Genomic DNA, 21958 nt, shown 5'->3' on the forward strand with positions numbered 1-21958 from the left:
CAAGTTGAGCGCTGTTTCATCTTCACACAGGCGCTTTCGTCTGGCTGTCACATCGGCGTGAGTGACCGCCTTGTGATTTGCGGCTTTTGCAAGGATGAGCAAGGATTTGGGCGATCGCAGGAGGTAGCGCCATGTCCCCGTCTTCCCACCGCAGGAGCCTTGCCGCGCTCCTTGCAGCCACTTTTTTCTCGCTCAGTACGTGTGCCGCAGGCGCGGCCGAAGATGCCGTCGTCATCCCGCCGCCGACCGTCGACGAGGCGGCCGGCCCGGGCACAGAGACCGCCATTTTCGCCGGCGGCTGTTTCTGGGGCGTCCAAGGCGTCTTCCAGCACGTGAAGGGCGTTGAGAGCGCCGTCTCCGGTTATGCCGGCGGCGACGCCAAAACGGCGCAGTACGAAACCGTCAGCACCGGCTCGACGGGCCACGCCGAATCCGTCCAGGTGAAGTTCGATCCGAAACAGGTAAGCTACGGCAAGTTGCTGCAGATTTTCTTCTCGGTGGCGCACAACCCGACGCAGCTGAATTTTCAGGGCCCGGACCGGGGAACGCAGTACCGTTCGGCGTTGTTCGTTGCCGATCCAGAGCAGCGTAAGGTTGCCGAGGGCTATATCAGCCAGCTCGACAAGGCGCATGTCTTCTCGCAGCCGATCGTCACCAAGGTCTCTGAAGCCACAGGTTTCTATCCGGCCGAAGCCTATCATCAGGATTTCCTGACGCTCAATCCGACCTATCCCTATATCGTTTACAACGACCTGCCGAAAATCGAGAACCTGAAGTCGCTGTTTCCCGCCGACTACCGCGGCAAGCCGGTGCTGGTGATGAAGGTCAAAGGCTGATTAACCCTATCGGTGCTGGCATTATCGAGGCGGCAATGGTGCCGCCTTTTCGCGCCACCTCCGTGCACTTAAGAATTTATCAACGTTAACAATATCTTAAATGCAAAAAACGGCGTTCCACCGCGGAACATATCGTTGAGTTGCCCGTTACCACCGTGAGTCTCGTGTGGGATAGACTGCCGGAGCGGATCCCTCGTTAGAAGTATAGGCGTAACCAAGAGGAAGTATCATGGCCACCAATGTCGTGCGGCGCTGGCAGCGAGATGATCTCATGAAACAGAAAGTGTTGATCGTCGAAGATGAACTCCTGATCGCGCTCGATCTCGAGGCGACGGTGGAAGGCATGGGCATGCAAGTCGCGGGCCTTGCGAATGGTCGCGAGCAGGCCCTGCGGCTGGCGCCGCTTGCCGATATCGCCTTCGTCGACGTCAATCTCGCCGATGGCCCGACCGGGCCTGAGATCGGCCGACGGCTGGCGCAGGAGCATGGCATTGCCGTCGTCTTCATGACCGGCAATCCCGAAGTGGTGGCTGACGGCGTCAAGGGCGCCGTCGGCGTGGTCCAGAAGCCGGTGATGCCTTCGGTTGTCGAGCAGCTGGTGAAATATCTTGCCGCGCGCCGTGTCGGCATGTTCGCGGTCGTGCCCGCGCAGATGACGATCTTTGCCTGATCGGCCGGCTTTATCTGAAAGTCCTGGTTAGCCTGATATGGCTGCGAGCTGCGGCGGATGGCCGGTCTTTTCAGCCTCTGCCCGGCCATAGGCCTTGAGAAAGGTACGCACGGCGTTGCGCGCCGCCTTTTCCAGCTCTTCATCGGTGGGCGTGGCGCCGAGAAGGATCATCATCTGCAGGTCGGCATTGCCGAGCGCCACGAATTGCCGGGCGGCAACGTCGAAATCATCGATGACGAGCGCTTGCTTGTGGGCAAGCCGCGCGAAAAGTGCGGAAAGTGCGGTGGTCAGTTTGCCGGGCCCCTGCTGGCGCCAGCCTTCGAAGAGGTGCGGATATCGCTCGCCTTCGGTCTGCACCAACTTGCGCAGAAATTTTCCGTCGTGGTTGCAGATGCAGTTCTTGTTGAGGCGCACGGCGAAGGCCGTCAGCTCGTCTTCCAGATTGTCGGGACGATCAGGAAAGGTCGACAACACGGAAAAGAGCATGGCATTGGCGCGGTTCATGACGTCCTCGACGACCGCGACGAACAGCGTTTCCTTCTCGCGGTAGTGATTGTAGATCGTCTGGCGGGAGACGCAGGCGACGGCGGCGATCTCGTCGATGCTGGCGCCGGCAAAACCCTGGCGGCAGAATACGTCGGCCGCGGCATCAAGGATCGACATGCGCTTGGCGCATTGTCCACGCTGCGTATGCCCTGTCATCCGGACTGCCGGTGTCATGCGATCTTTCATGAGATCGAAGATAAGACGTCTTGACGTTTTAGACAATGGCGTCTAATTTTACATCCGTGTCCAAATTTGTTGACACTCCTGGTTCCACCGCTGAGATATGAGCTCCCAACTTCGTCTTCGCGCGAACGATTATCATTGAACGGGCGCATCGGGCCGAAAATCGGAACCGATTTTCGGAAAGTACGATGCGCAGATTTACAGTGTTAGAGCATCCCTTGTGCCTCCGAGAGGACGCACGGCGCTCTCAGAGCAATTCGGCGGAGCGACAATCCGGTACCTCCGCTGCGCTATTATTATGAAAGATCACCATTATGACGGCTCCCTTCTTTCGCATTGCCCTCATTCTCGGCCTTCTGTCGGCCATCGGGCCTTTCGCCATCGACATGTATCTGCCAGCGCTGCCGTCGATCGGCCAGGACCTGCATGCCGATAACAACGTCACCCAGCTTACCCTTCTCGCCTTCTTCATCTCCTTTGCGCTCGCTCAGCTCGTCTATGGTCCGCTGTCGGATATGTGGGGCCGCAAGCTGCCGCTCTATCTCGGCATCGGCCTCTTTGCCATCGCCTCGATCGGCTGTGCGCTGGCAACCGACATCGAAATGCTGATCGCCTTCCGTTTCGTTCAGGGTATCGGCGGTGCTGCCGGCATGGTCATTCCGCGCGCCATCGTCCGCGACATGCACACTGGCGTGCAGGCCGCCCGACTGATGTCGTTGCTGATGCTGGTCTTCTCGATCTCGCCGATCCTGGCGCCGCTGACAGGCAGCGCCGTCATCGAGTTCTACGGCTGGCGCGGCGTATTCTGGGCCGTGACGATCGCCGCCTTCATCGGCCTCGTCCTGCTCGCCACCCAGCTTGACGAAACCCGTTCGGCGAACGAACGCAATGGCAGCGGTCTGAAGAGCGCCATGGCGGCTTACCGTCTGCTGCTAACCGACCGCAATTTCCTGACGTTGACTTTCATCGGCGGCCTCGGCATTTCGAGCTTCCTCGTCTACCTCGCCAACTCGCCCTTCGTGCTGATCCAGCATTACGGGCTGACGCCGACACAATACAGTTTCGCCTTCTCGATCAACGCCGTGTCCTTCTTTGCGGTATCGCAGGCCACGGGCTTGCTCGGCGAGCGTTTCGGCCTCGTGCGCGTCATGCGGATTGCGGTCAGCGCTTACGCGCTGGCGATGGTCGTGATGGCGGTGGTGATGGCCTCCGGCTTCAACCAGCTGCCCGTCCTGGCGACCTTTCTGTTCATCGGCTACGGCTTCCTCGGCCTCGTCATCCCGACGAGCGCCGTGCTTGCGCTTGAGGATCACGGCGAGATCGCCGGCACTGCCTCGTCGCTGATGGGCACGCTGCATTTCGTGATCGCCGCCGTCGCCATGGTCATATCGAGCGTCTTTTTCGACGGCACAGCCGTTCCGATGGCCGCCGGCATAGCGCTCTGCGCCTTCTCAGCCTTCGTGCTGACGCAGGTAACGATCGGCCGCCGCGCCGCCGTCGCCGCTGCCGAATGATCTCAAGAGAGGCCGCACCCGGTGTCCGGGTGCGACCCGATGATCGGGTCGCGGCCCCGGAGAAAATGCAACGCGCAATTGATTATCGGCAGGCCGCGCTATCTACGCCACGACGAAGCATGGTCATACCGGAGGATACGCATGGTCGACGAGAAGCGGCTGATCTCGAAAATCACCTGGAAGCTGATGCCGTTTCTCGGCATTCTTTATCTCATCGCTTATATCGACCGGCAGAACGTCAGTTTTGCCAAGCTGCAGATGGTCGATGCCCTCGCAATGAGCGAATATGCCTATGGTCTCGGCGCTTCGCTGTTCTTCATCGGCTATTTTCTCTTCGAGGTGCCGAGCAACCTCTTCCTCGACAGGCTCGGCGCCCGTGTCTGGTTCGCGCGCATCCTGGTCTCCTGGGGCATCGTCACCATCGCGCTCGCCTTCACGCAGAACGCGACGATGTTCTATATCCTGCGCTTTCTGCTCGGTGTCTGCGAAGCCGGCTTCTTTCCCGGTGTCCTCTATCTGCTGACGCTCTGGTTTCCCTCGGCCTATCGCGGCAGGATGGTCGGGCTGTTCATGATCTTCAGCGCCATCGCCAATGCCGTCGGTGCACCGCTCGGCGGCGTGCTGCTCGATCTCGATGGTCTATACGGCTTTGCCGGCTGGGAGTGGGTGTTCCTGGCGACGGGTGTTCCGGCTGTGATCGCCGGCATCGTCACCTTCTTTTATCTTCCCGGCCGGCCTGAAAGTGCAAGCTTCCTGAGCAGCGAGGAGAAGAACTGGCTCGAACGAAGGCTCGCCTCGGAAAATGCCGGCATGGGCGAGAATGCCGGAAACGGATTCAAGGCGCTCATCGACCCGCGCGTCCTGCTGATGGCACTCTGCTATGTCGCCTTTCCGCTTTCGGCCTATGGCCTCAGCTATTGGCTGCCGACGATCGTCAAGGCTTTCGGCGTCAGCAACACGGTGAACGGGTTCCTCAACATCATTCCCTGGGTGCTGGTCGCGATCGCGCTCTATGCCGTTCCCGCCATGGCCGACAAGGCGCAATCGAAGACGCCCTATATCGTCATTCCCGCTTTCATCGGCGCCGCCTGCCTGCTGCTCTCGGCGCTGATCCCGAACCACACTTTGCAATTCGCCTTCCTCTGCGTCGCCGCTGCAGGGATCTTCGCACCCCAACCGGTGTTCTGGAGCTTGCCCTCCCGTTTCCTCAAGGGCGCGGGGGCTGCGGCGGGCCTTGCCGCCATCAATTCGGTCGGAAATCTCGGCGGCTTCGTCGCCCAGAACGTGGTGCCCTGGATCAAGGATGAGAGCGGCAGCACGATCGCGCCGATGTTCTTTCTCTCGGCCTGTCTTGCAGTCGGCGCCCTGCTGGTCTTCGTCGTCACGCGTCAGCTGTCACAGAGGGAGCATCAGGCGGCTCCAAGCCGGGTCTGATGCAAGCCGCCAAACATATCTATGCGACGGCTTCAGGCCGTCAGCGTGAAAGCGTCGCTTTCGCCCGGAACGAGTTCCAGCGGCCAGATCCTGTTGCGGGCACCTTGCGGATAATGATCGGCATAGGCCGGCATTGTGGCGAGCAGGGTTTCGCCAAGCTGCGCGCCGAGATCGCGCAGCGACATGCGGAAGGAGGTCAGCGCCGGCTGCAGGAAAAGCGTGCGCGGCTCCTCGCGGAAACCGACGACGGCGAGGTCACGGCCGGGCACGACGCCGGCCTCGGCAAGCCGGCGGTAAAGTCCGATCGCCATTAGTTCATGGATCAGGATGATTGCAGTTGGCCGCTGCGCGATCATCAGCAATTCATGGCCGGCCTGATAACCGCCCTGTTCGCTCGACTTGACACGGATGACGAGGGCCGGGTCGTAGGGGATGCCGTGCCGTTGCAGTGCCTGGCGGTAGGCGTCAAAGAAGAGGTAGCCGAGATTGATGTCGGAGGAGGGGACAGCCACGGCGATCCGCCGGTGACCTTTGGCAACCAGCCGATCGACTCCGCGCGTCGCCACGCCCTCGAAATCGAGATCCACCCAGGTGTAGCTGCCGCCCGACGCGCTGCGGCCGAGCGCCACAAAGGGGATGCGGGCCTTTTCCAGGAGTTCGATGCGCCTGTCGGTGCGTCGTGTCGCAGAGATGATCAGCGCGTCGACAAGCCGGCGCGCCACCATGCGCTTCAGATATTCGTGCGGGTCCTCGTCGTCGGGGCAGGGCAGCATGACGAGATCGAGCTTGTGGCGGGAAAAGACGCTCTGCAGCCCGTCAGTGACGCCAAGGAAGAAATCGTCGCTGTTTTCAACCGTCTCGCGGCTCACCTCGAGCATCAGCCCGATGACGTTGGTCATGCCCTGGCGAAGGCTGCGGCCCGACTGGTTGGCGACGTAGCCGAGCTCCTCGGCGGCGGCGAGCACGCGCCGGCGCGTTTCGTCGTTGACGTCGGGCTTGCCGTTCAGCGCACGGGACACCGTTCCGATCGAAATGTCGAGATGCTCGGCGAGCTGGCGGATTCCCTTCATGTTCGACGATTTTCCTCCCCACCGGATCGCGTTTATCCTTTCTTGCCACAGGATGGCGCCTGCGAAAAGCCGGGGGAGGCATTAGGCTCTGAAGCTCTGGCGGATGACGAACTCCGGAATGACGCGTTCGTAACCTGGACGAGCGGCTGGCCATTTCGCTGCGCGAGTTCGAAGAAACTCGCCGGCGGCGAGCCGGACAGGATGATGGTCGCCTCGGCACGGTGGCCGATCAGCATTTTTTGGGCGGCGAGCAGCTCGTCTTCCGTCTGGCCGGTATTGATAAGGATCGAGATGCTGCCGCGTTTGATGAGCCGGGTCGCGACGATGCCGACCAGGCGGCTCTGATTGGCAAGCACGCCGCGCGCCAAGTCGTTGACGTGGTAGCCGAGTTCTTGCGCCGCCTGCAGCATCCTTTCGCGCGTTGCAGGCGCCACGCTCGGACCCGGCGTGAAGGTGCGCGACACGGCGGAGCGCGAAACTCCCGCCAATTGCGCCACCTGCTCGGCGCTGACGAAGCGCATGCATTGTTTCTTTGGCGTCTTGCCGCCGTTTAATGGACCATCATTCATCGGCTTCAGGTCGCCCCTAACAGCCGGATGACAGGCGGCCGAGGCAGCCAGAAATTTTTGCTGCGGAGAATGGCTGTGAACCAACCGCATTGGTCCGAGGCAGAACAATGGTCGTCATAAAGAAAAACCGAGGCTGCCGGATGCAGCCTCGGTTGAGGGGCAAAAATAAGCGGCGACCACAAATGGTCCCGGTTCGAGCCCGCTACTCGCAGACCCGCACGGTTTCGGTATGATAACCGCCGTCATAGCGATTGCGGACGTCGCGGTCCTCATACCAGCACCTCGGCGCCGGCTCGACATAGCGAGGGCCATCGACGTAGTAGCGCGGGCCGCTATTGGCGAGTGCGCCGCCGATCAGGCCGCCCACCACACCTGCGGCAACGCCGCCGGCGATGACTCGGCCAGTGTTGTTGTGGTGATGGTGGTCACGCGCGGCAGCAGGCTGGATAGCCGATCCAACAAGGGCCGTCGCGATCAACAGGCTGCTAATGATTCTCTTCATGACATTCTCCTCAGTGGCATTCGCCCCGGATAAAAGGGAAATGCGGCAGCAACGCGTTTGTTCGTTCAAACTTTGCAAAAGTGTTAATTCAAGTCATACACACCATCAAGTCGCCGACTGTGTCGCCGTCGTCTCCTCCAGCACGTCTTCGGGAATATCGTCGAAGGACGCATAGTTGAGGTTATAGAGCTTCGAATAGAGCTTGCCATTCTTCATCAGCTGTTGATGGTTCCCGCTTTCGATGATTTCGCCGTTCTGCAGCACAATGATGCGATCCGCCTCGCGGATCGTCGCGAGGCGATGGGCGATGACGAGGCCGGTGCGGTTTTCGAGCAGCTTCACCAGTGCCTTCTGGATCAGCATCTCGGTATAGCTGTCGATATTGGCGGTCGCTTCGTCGAGCACGAGGATCTTCGCATCCGCCACCAGCGCGCGGGCAAAGCTTAAAAGCTGGCGCTGGCCAAGCGAGAGATTGCCGCCGCGCTCGCCGAGAACGCTGTCGTAGTCCTCCGGCAGGCGCATGATGAACTCGTGCGCGCCAACGGCCTTCGCCGCCTCGATCACCTGTTCGCGCGTGGCCTCGCGCATGTGGTAGCGAATGTTCTCAAAGACCGTGCCGGTGAAGAGGAAGGGTTCCTGTAGCACCATGGCGATCTGAGCTCCGAGCGAATCCTGCGTCAGATCACGCACATCATGGCCACCGACCAGCACTTGGCCCTGCTGAACGTCGTAGAAGCGGTGGATCAGCGACATGCAGCTAGATTTGCCGGACCCCGTCGGCCCGACCAGCGCCACCGTCTCGCTGGGATTGACCTTGAAGCTGACGTGCTTCAGCACCGGATTTTTCGGATTGTAGCCGAAGACGACGTCTTTGAATTCCACCGAGCCGTCCATGTCGCGCGACAAGGCTTTGGCGCCAGGCGCGTCCTTGATGTCGACCGGCACGTCGAGCACTTCGGTCAGCCGTTGGCCAGACGCCATGGCGCGCTGCATCACCGAGTATTGCAGGGTCAGCGAACGGATCGGGTCGAAGAAACGCTGGATATAAAACAGGAAGGCGACAAGCACGCCGACATCGAGCGCCTGATTGAGAACGCGTGCGCCACCGACGACGATGACGAGTGCCATCGCTACGCCCGTCAGGCTGTCGACGATCGGCACCATCACCTGCGCATAACGCGCCGCCGTCAGATGCGTCTCGAGGTTGGCATGCGCCTTGTCGTCGTAGAGCGTGAAGTTGACGCCCTGCCTGTCCATGCTCTGGACGGCGCGCACGCCGTGGATCGCCTCGGCAAGCGCGCCGTTTGCGACCGAATTGGTCTCGTGCGCGGCCATGAAGGACTTGCGCGCCAGCGGCAACCAGAACAGCCGGACGATGAAGAGCACCGGCAGCACCGAGAGCGTCAGCAGCCCCAGCTTGAAGTCGAGATAGAGCATCACGAAGACGATGCCGAAGAGCAGCATGATGTCGCCGACGGAGAGCACCGAGGTCTCGAGGAATTCCTGCATCGAGTTGACGTCGCCCTGCAGGCGCGACATCAACCGTCCCACTTCGGTCTTGTCCATGAAGGAGAGCGAGACGCGCTGCAGATGCGAAAACATCGCCTTGCGGATATCGAAGAGCACGTCTTCCGCCACGCCGCCGACCAGGGTCTCCTGCGCGTAGCTCGCCGCATAGTTGATGAGGATGGCGATCGTGAAGGCGACGATCGACCAGATCAGCGCCGAAGCGTTGCCGCCCGGCGACATGCCGTGGTCGATGGCATAGCGGATGATTAGCGGGATGATCAGCTGCATCATCGTGAAGGTCAAAACGGCGACGACCGACCACAGGACCTGCCGGCGATAGGGGCTGACGAAGACCCAGATGCGCTTGACGATGTTGCCGTCGAAGGCCTTGCCGAACATCTCCTCTTCGACGCGATGTGAACCGACGACTGCCCGTGGCGGGCGGCGTCCGTCCTCGCGAACGTCGGGACGCTCGGTTTCCAGTTCCTCGGCCATGTCATTCCTCCCGCGGCCAACACTTCAGGTTGCCTGCATAGTCAGTATTTTGTCCGCTCTTCTCCCCGCTGGGGAGAAGAGGGAGTATGCGCTAGGCGCTTAAAGCCTCGTCGCCCGGTCGCACCTGAAGGTCGTAGAGCGCCTTGTAACGCCCGCCGAGCGAAAGCAGCGCCGCATGCGTGCCGCGTTCGACGATCCGGCCGTCTTCGACGAACAGGATCTGGTCGGCATGCATCAGCGAGCTCAGGCGGTGGGCAACGATGATGGTTACGCGGTCTGCGGCGTAGCGGCGCATGGCGCTGCGGATGCGCTGTTCGGTGGCCGCATCGATCGCCGCCGTCGAATCGTCGAACACCATCACCGCAGGTCTCAGCATCAGCGCGCGGGCGATCGAAAGTCGCTGCCGCTGGCCGCCGGAAAGCGAAACGCCGCGCTCGCCGACGACGGTGCCGTAACCTGTGGGCAGGCCGAGCACGTAGTTGTGCAGCTGGGCGCTTTCGCTGGCGCGCTCGATGCGGCCTTCCTTCGCCCACGGGTCGCCATAGGCGATGTTGTTCTCGATCGTCGTCGTGAACAGGAAGGAATCCTGCTGCACGACGGCCACCGCCCGGCGCAGCGATTGCAGCGTCGCCTTGCGGATGTCCTGTCCGTCGATCGTGACCTTGCCGCCGCTGACGTCGTAGAAGCGGGGAATGAGATGGGCGATCGTCGACTTGCCGCTGCCCGGAGGCCCGACAATGCCGATCGTCTGGCCGCGGCGGGCTTCAAAGGAGATATCCTGGAGCACGGTGCGCTTTTCGGAACCCGGATAGGCGAAGCTGACATTCTCGAAGCGCAACACGCCGTCGGTGAGGTTGAGCTCCTTCGCATCCGGCGCATCCTTGATCGCGATGTCGAGGTCGAGAAGGGCAAAGAGCCGCGAGCCGCAAGTGGAGGCGCGGGCAAAGGCGTTGACCATCAGGCCGAGCTGGCGCACCGGCATCTGCAGGATGGTCATGAAGGTCAGGAACGAAGCCAGCGTGCCGACGGTGATCTCGCCCGACATCACCTTGCCGCCGCCGATCCAGAGCACCAGGCCCATCGCCGCGAAGAAGGAGAAGGTCATGGCGCTAGTATTGGTGACGCGGATGCCGACGCGCTGGTGTGCAAGCGCCAATGCGCTCTTCGACGCGGCCTCGAATTTCGAAATCTCGTGTTCGTGGGCGGCGAAAGCGCGCACGACGCGGATGCCGCCAAGATTCTCCTCCATGATGCGGGTCAGCACCGAAAGCCGCTCCTGCAGGTCGAGCCAGGTGGCACGTAGCCTGAGCTGCGTCACCGAGGAGCGCCAGCCGACGAAGGGCACGAAGCTTAGCGCCAGAAGGCCGAGCACGACATCGGTCGACAGCAGCATATAGGCGCCGATGCCGATCAGGATCGACAGCAGGATCATCCGGACGAGCGCCGTGGAAAAATACATGCGCACGCCTTCGAGATCGAGCAGGCCGACGGTGATCAGGTCGCCGGAATGCACGGTATCGTGAAAGCTGAAAGAGAGACGCTGGATTTTCTCGTAGCAGGCCAGCCGCAGTTCGTAGCCGATGTGATGGCCGACGGCTTCGCTGTAATAGTTCTGGACCATGGTGAAGAGGCCGCGCAGCACGCTGGCGCCAAGCAGCAGTAGCGCCGTGGTCAGAAGCGCGTCCTGTGCCACCTGGCCCGCCGCACCGCCGCTCATCGCCATCTGCGTGTGGTCGACGGCCCGGCCGAGAAGGCGCGGGATCATCAGCTGGAAGGTGGAGGCAACAAGCGTGGCGCCGATCGCAAAGCCGGATTGCCAGGGGTGGCGGAAGGCCATCATGGTGATGCGCACCAATGTGAAGAGGCCTCGCCCCCAGCCTGCCGCAGTTGCAAGCGCCATCGAAGCCGAAGGCTTCGTCGCGCGTATTAACGCATCGCTGCTCACGGTATTTTTCCAATAGATGTGTGGTCGGACTCTGGCCCGAAAAGACGGCAAATCCATGAAGGGATTGATAGCGCCTTCACTTTTGCCGATTCCAGTTGGGGGTTCAAGTAAAGAATTCACCAGTTGGTTATTTTTACGTGAGGTCTCCTCGCATCCCCGGCGGGAGCAATCTTCCCAACGGCCAATCCCGGCAGCCTGGGGTACGAAGGTCGGTCATATTTTCGCAGATTGCCTATAAATTACTTTGCATTTCAATAGCTTAAAAAAAACGGCAACAAACCTCTTGCCACCTGCGCCATTTGGCGCTTTCATACACTACTAGTTTGATAGACTATGGACGAGCGTGATTGCTCCCCTAGTTCTCTTGCGGGACCGCTGGTTCGGACCCCGATGCCGCGGCAGATGTTGTGAATGGCCGCATGAACCTCATCAACGCGTGAACCGCTGTTTTATGCGTTGAAACCTCGATCGACCCACGGTGCGGATGAAGCCGCAAAGGAGTTGCGATGACGGTTCAGGGACTTTTTTCCGCGAGGGCCAATGCGACGGCGCAGATATCAGCCGTACCACGCATTGCGATCGTCGGGCGGGGCTTTTCCGGCATGATGACGGCCATCGCGCTGATGAAGACGGTGCGCGCGCCCTTCCACCTGCAGCTGTTCGATCCGAATTCGTCGGTCAGCGGTGGGCAGGCGCTGGCCTCAGTCCGCTCCTCGACGATCCTCAACACCCGCGTGCGGGACCTCTCGGTCTCGGCCGGCGACAATGACGATTTCAACGACTGGCTTTGCAGCAACGCCGCCTTCCGCGCCGCCGTGCCGGCCGCCATCCCCGGATTCCGGCAGATCTTCGTGCCGAAGGAAATCTTCAGCGATTATGTCTACCAGCGCTTTTCGGAAGCACTGGCCGCGCGCAGGGACATTACCGTCCAGGTCTGCAACGATCCGGTCGTGGCGATCCGCAGGAGCCACGGCAACCGCTTCCTGCTCGAAAGCGCCAATCCCGCCAATCCGTTGTTCGATACCGTGATCCTCGCCACCGGCTACGGCCTGGCTGCGCCGAATGCCGGCGGTGAGGATGCTTCGCCGGTCAGAGCCCAGCGCCTCGTCGCGCGGCCGCATGCGGTGTTGCTCGGCAGCGGCATCCGCGTCGTCGACCAGCTGCTGCAGCTGCGCGATTCCGGTTATACCGGCCAGGTGACGATCATTTCAAGGCGCGGCTTCCTGCCCCAGAGCCATACGCCGAATTCCGCCGATCCGGTGTTCCCGGCCGAAACGCTGCCGCAGAGCCTGCCGGAGATCGTGCGCTTGATCCGTGAAGCCTGTCGCGAGGCGGAGGAGGCGGGGCGAAGCTGGCAATCGGTAATGAACGGCCTGAGGAAACATGCCCGCTCGCTCTGGCGCTCGCTGCCGGCCCGCGACAAACATCAGTTCAACCGGCACCTCAGGGCAATCTACGACAGCCATCGCAACCGCCTGCCGGAAGCCATGCACCTGCGTCTGAAACGTGAGCTCGCCGAAGGCCGCACGGTGCTGCGCCGCGGCCGGGCCGGCCGCCGCGGCTTGAGCGGCCTGTTCTTCACGCCGGCCGGTTCCGCCGCCGAGGAGATCATTCATGCCGAGCGCATCATCGATTGCCGCTGTCAGGCGCCGGATCTTTCAGCGCCGCTGATGCAAAGCCTGCTTTCCGCCGGCCTTGCCATGCCGGACGAACTCTCGCTCGGGCTAGCCGTCAATGCGCGCGGCGAGCCCTTCCTCGAGGACGGTTCGACGGTCGCCGGACTCTTTGCCGTCGGCCCGCTCGGCCTCGGCAGCCTGCCCGATATCGATCTGGTGCCCGAGATCGTCTCGCAGGCCTATGCCGTTGCCGAGCGCGTCGGCGAACGGTTCTATCCAAGGGTCAAGGCCGTCTGAAAATCTGGAGCTGTTTCGGAACCATCTGGCTGCCCCGGCGTTAAAGCGCTGGTGACTCAGAGGGGCCGATGGAATTGCTGAATCGACATGACACGTCTCTTGACGAAGGGGGACGCTTTCGCCTTCTGGTCGATGCCATCACCGACTACGCTATCTATATGCTGAGCCCCGAAGGCATCGTCACCAGCTGGAATACCGGCGCCCAGCGCTTCAAAGGTTACCAGCCTTCCGAAATTCTCGGTGAGCATTTTTCCCGTTTTTATCTGGAAGAGGACCGCGCCGCGGGTGCACCAGCGCGCGCGCTTGCCACGGCATCGGAGGACGGCCGGTTCGAGGGGGAAGGCTGGCGCCAGCGCAAGGATGGCAGTCGCTTCTGGGCGCATGTGGTCATCGATCCGATCCGCCGCCCCTCCGGCGAACTTATCGGCTATGCCAAGATCACCCGCGACCTGACCGAACGCATGGCTGCCGAAAAGGCGATCCGCCAGAGCGAGGAACAGTTCCGCCGGCTCGTCCAGGGCGTCTCGGACTATGCGATCTACATGCTCGATCCCGACGGCAATGTCAGCAGCTGGAATTTCGGCGCCGAGCGGATCAAGGGCTATCGGCCGCAAGAAATCATCGGCAGGCATTTCTCAACCTTCTATACCCCCGAGGACCGCGAATCCGGCCTGCCGGAGATCGCGCTCAGCCTCGCGCGTACCGAGGGCCGGTTCGAGAGGGAAGGTTGGCGCGTCCGCAAGGACGGCACCCGTTTCTGGGCCAGCGTCGTCATAGACGTCATCCGGGACGACGAAGGCGATGTGGTCGGTTTTGCCAAGATCACCCGCGATATCACCGAGAAGATGGAGACCCAGCGGGCCCTGGAGCAGGCTCGCGAAGAGCTCTTCCAGTCACAGAAGATGGAGGCGATCGGTCAATTGACCGGGGGTATAGCCCATGATTTCAACAATCTGCTGATGGCTGTCCTCGGCAGTCTCGAAATCCTGAAGAAACGCATGCCGCAGGATCTCTCGCTGACATCGCTGGTCGACAATGCCATGCAGGGCGCCCAGCGGGGGGCTGCGCTGACGCAGCGCATGCTGGCCTTTTCCCGCCGGCAGGAACTGCACATGGAGCCGATCGACGTCTCCGGCCTGATCCGCGGCATGATGGATATGCTGAGCCGTTCGCTCGGCCCGCTGACCGTGATCGAGACCTCTTTCCCCGTCAGGCTGCCGACGATCCTGACCGATCCGAACCAGCTGGAGATGGCGATCCTGAACCTCGTCGTCAACGCCCGCGACGCCATGCCGTCCGGCGGCCGGATCATGCTTCGCGCGTCCGAGGAGTCGCTGCCATCAGGCAAAGGCCCGCTGTCGCCTGGCCGCTATGTCCGTATCGCAGTGATCGACGAAGGCGAGGGCATGGACGCAAAGACGCTAGAGCAGGCGATCACGCCGTTCTTCACCACCAAGGGTGTCGGCAAAGGCACCGGGCTTGGCCTTTCCATGGTGCAGGGCCTTGTGTCCCAGTCCGGTGGCCGCCTCACGATGAAGAGCAGCCTCGGCGAAGGCACGACCGCCGAATTGTGGTTCCCGGTCGCAATTGTCGAACGGGCGACCGAGGCAACTGCCGACCGGCCGCAGCAGGAGGAAAATGCGCCGCGCCGGCTGCGCATCGTCGCTGTCGATGACGATGGTCTCGTCCTGATGAATACGACGCTGATGCTGGAAGATCTCGGCCATACGGTATTCGAGGCGATGGCCGGTCCCGAGGCGCTCGACATCCTGCGCAAACAACAGATCGACCTGGTAATCTGCGACCATGCCATGCCGCGCATGACGGGCGCGCAGCTCGCCGAGGCGATCCGCAGCGAATGGCCCGAGATGCCGATCATTCTCGCAACCGGTTACGCCGAAGTTCCTGAAGGGGCCGGCATCGCCAATCTGCCCCGCCTCGGCAAACCCTTTTCCCAAGCACAACTCGCCGAGGCGATCAGCCGGATCGCTCCATAAGGGGATCACTGCTGCATTATGCAGCAGCCCTCCCGCCGCGAAGAATGAACACTAGCAATGCCAGCACCATCGCCGCCAGCCCGTACCAGGTGATCGCGTAGACGAGATGGTTGTTGGGGAACTCGATGATCGTGAGGCCGCCGACAGGCAGACCGCCGGGGTTGGCACTGGCATCGGCATCGATGAAATAGGGCGCGGCCGCACTGACGCCGCGCTTTTCAGCGATCGCTGCGATATCGCGCGAATACCAGCGGTCGGTCGCGGCGTCATTGGATTGCAGCAGCGATCCCTTCGGCTCCGTCATCCGCAGCAGACCGGTGATCTCGATAGGGCCTGACAATTCGCCCTCGCGGCGCGAGGCCTGGTCGCGCCGGTCGGTCGGCACGAAGCCGCGATTGACGAGGATTGATGTCCCGTCGGCAAGCGTCAGCGGCGCCATCACCCAATAACCTGGACCGAGCATCGTGGAGGCATAGACCAGCGTCTCCTTGTCGTTGGCCAGCGTCCCCACTGCGGTCACCCGCCGATATTCGTCATCAGTGGCGTTGACCTTGTTCCAGTCGGCGCGTGCCGGGGCCGGCACGGGTGGCGCATGCACACGCTGGTCGACGCGGGCGATGAGGTCGCGTTTCCAGGCTAGGCGCTCAACCTGCCAGCTGCCGAGTGCGGCGAGTGCCGCGGCAAGTAGTATCAGGCAGGCGGCGAAGATCGCGCGTTTGAACTGATAACGCCGTCTTTCCGATTTTTCCGAGTGAGCCTCGCTCATGAGCTGACCCGCTGCGGGCGGCGTTGCCGCCGCCCCTTCGTCATAGTCACGGCATGTTCTTCATCATCTCGGGGCTCATCGGCATCATGTTGGTGTTGAGATGATGCATGACCCAGAGCGAGCCGGAGAGCGCGATGGCGACGATGATCAGGGTGAAGATCAGCGCCATGATCGTCCAGCCGCCCTCGCTCCTGGTATTCATATGCAGGAAGAAGACCATATGGACGACGATCTGGATCGCGCCGAGGCCCATCACCAGCACCGCCGTCACCGCCGGGTTTTCGAAGACGCCTGACATGACCAGCCAGAAGGGAATGGCAGTCAGGATGACGGAGAGCACGAAGCCCGTCATGTAGCTGCGGAACGTGCCATGGCCGGCTTGATGGCCGTGGCTGTGGCCGTGGTGGGCCTCGTGGGCATCCTCATGTGCAGGTGCTTGCGAACTCATCCGACAACTCCCAGCAGATAGACGAAGGAAAAGACGCCGATCCAGACGACGTCGAGGAAGTGCCAGAACATCGAAAGGCACATCAGGCGGCGGCGGTTGGCCTCGATCAGCCCGTGCATCGACACCTGTACCATCAGCGTGATCAGCCAGACGATGCCGAAGGTGACGTGCAGCCCGTGGGTGCCGACCAGGGTGAAGAAGGAGGAGAGGAAGGCGCTGCGCGTCGGCCCGGCGCCTTCGTGGATCAGGTGGATGAACTCGTAGAGTTCGAGCCCGATGAAAGCTGCGCCGAACAAGCCGGTCACGGCAAGCCAGAACAGCGTTTCCGCCTTTGCGTTCCGCTCCATCTGCAGCATCGCGAAGCCGTAGGTGATCGAGGAAAACAGCAGCATCGATGTGTTGAGGGCAACGATCGGCAGATCGAAGAGATCGGCGGGCGAGGGGCCGGCGGCATAGTTGCGGCCAAGGACGCCGTGCGTTGCAAACAGAACCGCGAAGATCAGGCAGTCGCTCATCAGGTAGAGCCAGAAGCCGAGATTGGTGCTGTTTTCCGGATGATGATCTTCCGTCAGGTAGAATTCAGGCTTTTCGGCCGTGTCGATAGTCTGATCGGTCATGGTCATCACACCTGCTCGGCAAGCAACGCGGTGCGCTTGCCTTCCGTTTCGGTCACCTCTTCGGCGGGGATGTAGAAGTCGCGTCTGTAGTTGAAGGTGTGGCCGATCGCCACAGAGAGCATGGCGACGACGGAAACGACCACCAGCCACCACATGTACCAGATCAGGCCGAAGGCGAGGGCGATGCTGATGGCCGAGAGGATCGCGCCGGTGCCGGTATTCTTCGGCATATGGATCGGCCGGAAGCCTTCCAGCGGACGCGCATAACCACGGCTCTTCATGTCGTACCAGCCGTCATGGTCGTGCACGACAGGCGTCAAGGCGAAGTTGTAGTCCGGTGGCGGAGAGGAGGTCGACCATTCAAGGGTGCGGCCGTCCCAGGGATCGCCACTGTCGTCGCGCAATTCCTCGCGCTTCATGAAGCTGACCACGATCTGGATCAGGAAGGCGGCAATGCCAAGCGCGATCAGGCCGACGCCGAAGGCGGCGATGATGAACCAGATCTGTATCGACGGGTCCTCGAACTGGCTCATGCGGCGGGTGACGCCCATCAGGCCCAGCACGTAGAGCGGCATGAAGGCGAACCAGAAGCCGATTTGCCAGAACCAGAAGCTCATCTTGCCCCAGAAGGCGTCGAGCTTGAAGCCGAAGGCTTTCGGGAACCAGTAGTTCACGCCGGCGAACATACCGAAGAGAACGCCGCCGATGATGACGTTGTGGAAGTGGGCGATGAGGAACAACGAATTGTGCAGCACGAAGTCGGCCGGCGGCACGGCAAGCATGACGCCGGTCATGCCGCCGATGACAAAGGTCACCATGAAGCCGATCGTCCACAGCATCGGCACCTCAAAGCGGATGCGGCCGCGATACATGGTGAAGAGCCAGTTGAAAATCTTCGCCCCGGTCGGGATCGAGATGATCATCGTGGTGATGCCGAAGAAGGAATTGACGCTGGCGCCCGAGCCCATCGTGAAGAAGTGGTGCAGCCAGACGATGTAGGAAAGAATCATGATCACGCAGGTTGCGTAGACCATCGAGGCGTAGCCGAAGAGGCGTTTGCCGGAGAAGGTGGCGACGACTTCCGAGAAGATGCCGAAGGCCGGCAGCACGAGAATGTAGACCTCCGGATGACCCCAGATCCAGATAAGGTTGATGTACATCATCGGATTGCCGCCGAGGTCGTTGGTAAAGAAGTTCGTGCCTGCATAGCGGTCGAGCGACAGCAGCGCGAGCGTGGCGGTCAGGATCGGGAAGGAGGCAACGATCAGCACGTTGGTGCAGAGTGCCGTCCAGGTGAAGACCGGCATCTTCATGAAGGTCATGCCCGGAGCACGCATCTTGACGATGGTGGCGATCAGGTTGATGCCCGAAAGCGTCGTTCCCACCCCGGCCACCTGCAGGCCCCAGATATAATAGTCGACGCCGACACCTGGACTGTAGGCAGCGCCCGACAGTGGCGGGTAGGCGAGCCAGCCGGTCTGGGCGAATTCGCCGATGAACAGCGACAGCATGATGATGATCGCGCCGGCGGTAGTCATCCAGAAAGAGAAGTTGTTCAGGAAGGGGAAGGAGACGTCGCGCGCGCCGATCTGCAGGGGCACCACGAAATTCATCAAGCCGGTGACGAAGGGCATCGCCACGAAGAAGATCATGATGACGCCGTGGGCGGTGAAGATCTGGTCGTAATGGTGCGGCGGCAGAAAGCCCTCCGAACCGTTGAAGGCGATCGCCTGCTGGACGCGCATCAGGATCGCGTCGGAGAAACCGCGCAACAGCATGATGACCGCCAGGATCACATACATGATGCCGATCTTCTTGTGATCGACGCTGCAGATCCAGTCCTGCCAGAGCGGACCCCAGAACTTGAAATAGGTGATGGCGCCGAGCACGGCGAGACCGCCGATGATGACGCCAAGGAAGGTCACGACCAGGATCGGCTCGTGATAGGGGATGGCATCGAGGGTCAACCGGCCGAAGACGAACTTCAGGAGGTCAGGATTGGAAAACATGGAACAACCCGTTCATTATGTCTCGCGACGCAAAGCGCCAGGTTAATTGTTGTTGTTGAGCTGCGCCGGCGCCGGATCGGCGCCATTGCTCATGCCTGGCATGGAATGACCCTCATGCTGCATGTCCATTTCAGGCATACCGGGCATGCCAGGCATGTCGTGCTGCATGCCGCCATCGGTGCTCTTGGGCGGCTCAACTTGTGCCGGAACACCCGTTGCCGGCACGGTAGCCCCGTGCTCGACGACACCTCCGCCGGCGTGACGGCCGTCATATCGCAGCTTCTCGCGGTTCTCCGCACTTTCCTTGCCGCCGCCCCCCATCATGTCGATGTGCATCATCTCGTTCATGCACATCTTGCCTGGCGTGGCGCACAGGTTGAGGATGGCGTTGTAAAGGTCGGCATCGGTGCCGGCATAATAACGCACCGGTTCCTTCTCGCTCGGCTTTTCGAGCTTCAGATAGGCGTCGCGGTTGAGCATGGTGCCCTGCTGCTTGACCTGCGCCACCCATTGGTCAAATCCCTCTTGGGTGAGACCGTGGAACTTGAAGCGCATGTGCGAGAAGCCGGCGCCGCTGTAATTGGCGGAGAAGCCCTCGTATTCGCCTTCCCTGTTGATGACGGCGTGCAGCTTCGTCTCCATGCCCGGCATGGCATAGATCTGGCCGGCAAGGGCGGGGATATAGAAGGAGTTCATCACCGAGGAGGCGGTGATCTTGAAATTGATCGGCCTGTCCACTGGGGCAGCGAGTTCATTGACGGTGGCAATGCCGAGTTCGGGATAGAAGAACAGCCACTTCCAGTCGAGCGCTACGACCTCGACGTTCAACGGCTTGGTATCGGCCGGAATGGCCCGCTCCGCATCGAGGCGGTCGAGCGGGCGGTAGGGATCGAGCTTATGGGTGGAAATCCAGGTGACGGCGCCGAGCGCGATGATGATCGCCAGCGGTGCTGCCCAGATCACGATTTCGAGACGGGTCGAATGGTGCCATTCCGGCGCGTAGGTTGCAGCCGTATTGGAGCGGCGATAGCGCCAGGCGAAGAACAGCGTGAGGAAGATCACCGGTATGATGATCAAAAGCATCAGCACCGTCGAGATGACGATGAGATCGCGCTGTTGCATGGCGATGTCGCCGGAAGGCGCCATGACCACCATGTTGCATCCTGCCAGGAAAAGCAGCGGCAAGACGGATAGAAGGCGGGAAAACTTCATGAGTTTTAGCACGTCTCTAAGCTCTTGTTGTTTCGTTCGTTCCGCGACTAACGCACTGGACCCGATAGCGACATGAGGTGTTTGGTCGCAGCGCAGCAATCATGCCGCACTGCGGCAAGAATCATGTCGCACTACAGCTTTGAAATCCTGATGAACTCAAGAAGGATTCTTCCGCCAGCGCATGTTTCCAAGCAATATATCCGCCAGAACCGGGCAGGCCAGCATCCCGTCGGAAAATCGCGGTCCGGATCACGCTGTTTTTTCCGTTCACGCCTCATTTTGAGCCGCCATGATGAACTATTTACGTCTTATGGACTTGATAAGCCTGCAGGTTTGATCAAGATCAGGTTGAGGCGCCTTGGCGAAAGCGCTTCAACGAGGGAGGCGTTTCATGGCTACAACATCGCATTACGGACCGTCATCGTCGTCGCTGGAACGCGACGCGCGGCGCATTCACGACGACAAGCCGGTTTCGCCGGGCAGCATCGCCATCGGCGTGGTGATCGGCCGCATGTCGGAATTCTTCGATTTCTTCGTCTACGGTCTCGCCTCGGTCCTGGTCTTTCCGCAGCTGATCTTCCCTTTCGCGCCGGACAGGCTGACGGGAACGCTTTATTCCTTCGCCATCTTCTCGCTGGCCTTCCTGGCCCGCCCGGTCGGCTCCGTCGTCTTCATGACGATCGACCGGCTGTACGGCCGCGGCACGAAGCTGACGATCGCGCTCTTCCTGCTCGGCGGCTCCACGGCCTCAATCGCCTTCCTGCCGGGTTACGACGAGATCGGCGTCTGGTCGATCGCGTTGCTGGCGCTCTTTCGTCTCGGCCAGGGCTTCGCGCTCGGCGGCGCCTGGGACGGCCTTGCCTCGCTGCTCGCGCTCAATGCGCCGGCCAAGCACCGCGGCTGGTATGCGATGATACCGCAGCTCGGCGCGCCGATCGGCTTTGCGCTGGCGAGTACCCTGTTCGGTTATTTCGTCGCCAATCTTTCCAGTGAGGATTTCCTCTCCTGGGGCTGGCGTTATCCCTTCTTCGTCGCCTTCGCGATCAATGTCGTGGCGCTGTTTGCGCGTTTGCGCCTGGTCATGACCAAGGAATTCGGCACGCTGCTGGAACAGCACGAGCTGGAAGCAGCCCCCATCCTCGACGTGCTGCGCGTCCATGGCCGTGACATCCTGATCGGCGCCTTCGTGCCGCTGGCAAGTTTTGCCATGTTCCACCTCGTCACCATTTTCCCGCTCGGCTGGATGAGCCTTTACGGCAACCAGCCGATCGGCGCCTTCATGGTGGTGCAGGTGGTCGGCGCCATGGTCGGCATTGTCACCATTATCGCCTCGGGCTTGATTGCCGACCGTATCGGCCGACGCGCCCAGCTTGCCATCTGCGCCGTCATCATCGCTATCTTCAGCTTCGTCGGGCCGATCCTGATCGCGTCCGGCAACAGTGGTCATGACGCTTTCGTCATCATCGGCTTCGGCGTGCTCGGCCTTTCCTTCGGCCAGGCGACGGGCTCGATCTCTTCGCGCTTCGGCCGCGGTTACCGCTATACGGGCGCCGCCTTCACCTCGGACCTCGCCTGGCTGATCGGCGCGGGTTTTGCGCCGCTGGTGGCGCTCAGCCTTTCCAGCCGCTTCGGCCTGACTTTCGTCGGCTACTACCTGCTGTCCGGCGCCATCTGCACGCTTGCGGCCCTCGCCTTCAGCAGGGCGCTGGAACAGCGTGAATAG

16 protein-coding genes and 2 pseudogenes are annotated in these 21958 nt (G+C 61.4%); 7 read left to right on the plus strand and 11 right to left on the minus strand.

The window, feature by feature from the left end; genetic code table 11:
- Positions 1–131: 131 nt before the first annotated feature.
- Together msrA and N1937_RS29590 are read left to right on the plus strand one after the other, a co-directional pair.
- Positions 132–836 carry a peptide-methionine (S)-S-oxide reductase MsrA gene (gene msrA, locus N1937_RS29585; RefSeq protein ID WP_260060354.1) on the plus strand — a complete coding sequence of 235 codons (705 nt, stop codon included), beginning with the start codon at positions 132–134 and terminating at the stop codon, positions 834–836.
- A gap of 229 nt (positions 837–1065) precedes the next feature.
- Positions 1066–1506: a response regulator gene (locus N1937_RS29590; RefSeq protein ID WP_260060355.1), complete on the plus strand. Its 441-nt coding sequence runs from the start codon at positions 1066–1068 to the stop codon at positions 1504–1506.
- Between the two features lie 27 nt (positions 1507–1533).
- Here the strand turns inward: N1937_RS29590 and N1937_RS29595 are convergent, their stop codons facing one another.
- Positions 1534–2274 (minus strand): TetR/AcrR family transcriptional regulator, encoded by a 741-nt coding sequence (locus N1937_RS29595; protein ID WP_170277598.1) that lies wholly within the window; start codon positions 2272–2274, stop codon positions 1534–1536.
- A gap of 275 nt (positions 2275–2549) precedes the next feature.
- Between N1937_RS29595 and N1937_RS29600 the strand changes: the two genes are divergently transcribed.
- Both N1937_RS29600 and N1937_RS29605 read left to right on the plus strand, forming a co-directional pair.
- Positions 2550–3749: a multidrug effflux MFS transporter gene (locus N1937_RS29600; RefSeq protein ID WP_222280178.1), complete on the plus strand. Its 1200-nt coding sequence runs from the start codon at positions 2550–2552 to the stop codon at positions 3747–3749.
- Between the two features lie 141 nt (positions 3750–3890).
- Positions 3891–5183 carry an MFS transporter gene (locus tag N1937_RS29605; protein ID WP_162115175.1) on the plus strand — a complete coding sequence of 431 codons (1293 nt, stop codon included), beginning with the start codon at positions 3891–3893 and terminating at the stop codon, positions 5181–5183.
- 32 nt (positions 5184–5215) lie between these two features.
- Here N1937_RS29605 and N1937_RS29610 read toward each other — a convergent pair whose 3' ends face one another.
- The 5 genes and pseudogenes from N1937_RS29610 to N1937_RS29630 form a co-directional block, all read right to left on the minus strand.
- Complete coding sequence (locus tag N1937_RS29610) at positions 5216–6253, minus strand: LacI family DNA-binding transcriptional regulator (protein ID WP_162115176.1); 1038 nt, start codon at positions 6251–6253, stop codon at positions 5216–5218.
- A 74-nt stretch (positions 6254–6327) separates the two neighbouring features.
- A pseudogene (locus N1937_RS29615) lies at positions 6328–6822 on the minus strand (LacI family DNA-binding transcriptional regulator); the annotation flags it as partial.
- A gap of 202 nt (positions 6823–7024) precedes the next feature.
- Entirely contained in the window at positions 7025–7324 is a 300-nt protein-coding gene (locus N1937_RS29620; protein ID WP_162115177.1) for a hypothetical protein, read from the minus strand.
- A gap of 105 nt (positions 7325–7429) precedes the next feature.
- On the minus strand, positions 7430–9328 hold the full coding sequence (locus N1937_RS29625; RefSeq protein WP_260060356.1) for an ABC transporter ATP-binding protein: 1899 nt from the start codon (positions 9326–9328) through the stop codon (positions 7430–7432).
- Positions 9329–9419: 91 nt separating this feature from the next.
- The gene (locus tag N1937_RS29630; protein WP_170262653.1) at positions 9420–11228 is read right to left on the minus strand and encodes an ABC transporter ATP-binding protein; all 1809 of its coding nucleotides are present in this window, start codon (positions 11226–11228) and stop codon (positions 9420–9422) included.
- Positions 11229–11779: 551 nt separating this feature from the next.
- On the opposite strand from N1937_RS29630, the gene N1937_RS29635 reads away from it, so the two are divergent.
- Positions 11780–13186: an FAD/NAD(P)-binding protein gene (locus N1937_RS29635; protein ID WP_017968189.1), complete on the plus strand. Its 1407-nt coding sequence runs from the start codon at positions 11780–11782 to the stop codon at positions 13184–13186.
- 68 nt (positions 13187–13254) lie between these two features.
- The gene (locus N1937_RS29640) at positions 13255–15183 is read left to right on the plus strand and encodes a hybrid sensor histidine kinase/response regulator (protein WP_260060357.1); all 1929 of its coding nucleotides are present in this window, start codon (positions 13255–13257) and stop codon (positions 15181–15183) included.
- 16 nt (positions 15184–15199) lie between these two features.
- Here the strand turns inward: N1937_RS29640 and N1937_RS29645 are convergent.
- The 5 genes and pseudogenes from N1937_RS29645 to cyoA form a co-directional block, all read right to left on the minus strand.
- A pseudogene (locus N1937_RS29645) lies at positions 15200–15999 on the minus strand (SURF1 family protein).
- Entirely contained in the window at positions 15996–16397 is a 402-nt protein-coding gene (gene cyoD, locus N1937_RS29650) for a cytochrome o ubiquinol oxidase subunit IV (RefSeq protein WP_017968191.1), read from the minus strand. Before cyoD ends, N1937_RS29645 begins: the two are co-directional and overlap by 4 nt.
- Complete coding sequence (gene cyoC / locus N1937_RS29655) at positions 16394–17014, minus strand: cytochrome o ubiquinol oxidase subunit III (protein ID WP_260060358.1); 621 nt, start codon at positions 17012–17014, stop codon at positions 16394–16396. The genes cyoD and cyoC overlap by 4 nt, the downstream gene beginning before the upstream one ends.
- A 5-nt stretch (positions 17015–17019) precedes the next feature.
- Positions 17020–19023 (minus strand): cytochrome o ubiquinol oxidase subunit I, encoded by a 2004-nt coding sequence (gene cyoB, locus N1937_RS29660; protein WP_260060359.1) that lies wholly within the window; start codon positions 19021–19023, stop codon positions 17020–17022.
- A gap of 42 nt (positions 19024–19065) precedes the next feature.
- A complete protein-coding gene (gene cyoA, locus N1937_RS29665) occupies positions 19066–20247 on the minus strand; it encodes a ubiquinol oxidase subunit II (RefSeq protein WP_017968194.1) in 1182 nt (393 codons plus the stop codon).
- Between the two features lie 379 nt (positions 20248–20626).
- Between cyoA and N1937_RS29670 the strand changes: the two genes are divergently transcribed.
- Complete coding sequence (locus N1937_RS29670) at positions 20627–21958, plus strand: MFS transporter (RefSeq protein ID WP_017968195.1); 1332 nt, start codon at positions 20627–20629, stop codon at positions 21956–21958.

It is taken from the genome of Rhizobium sp. WSM4643, from assembly GCF_025152745.1.
Lineage (GTDB): Bacteria > Pseudomonadota > Alphaproteobacteria > Rhizobiales > Rhizobiaceae > Rhizobium > Rhizobium leguminosarum_I.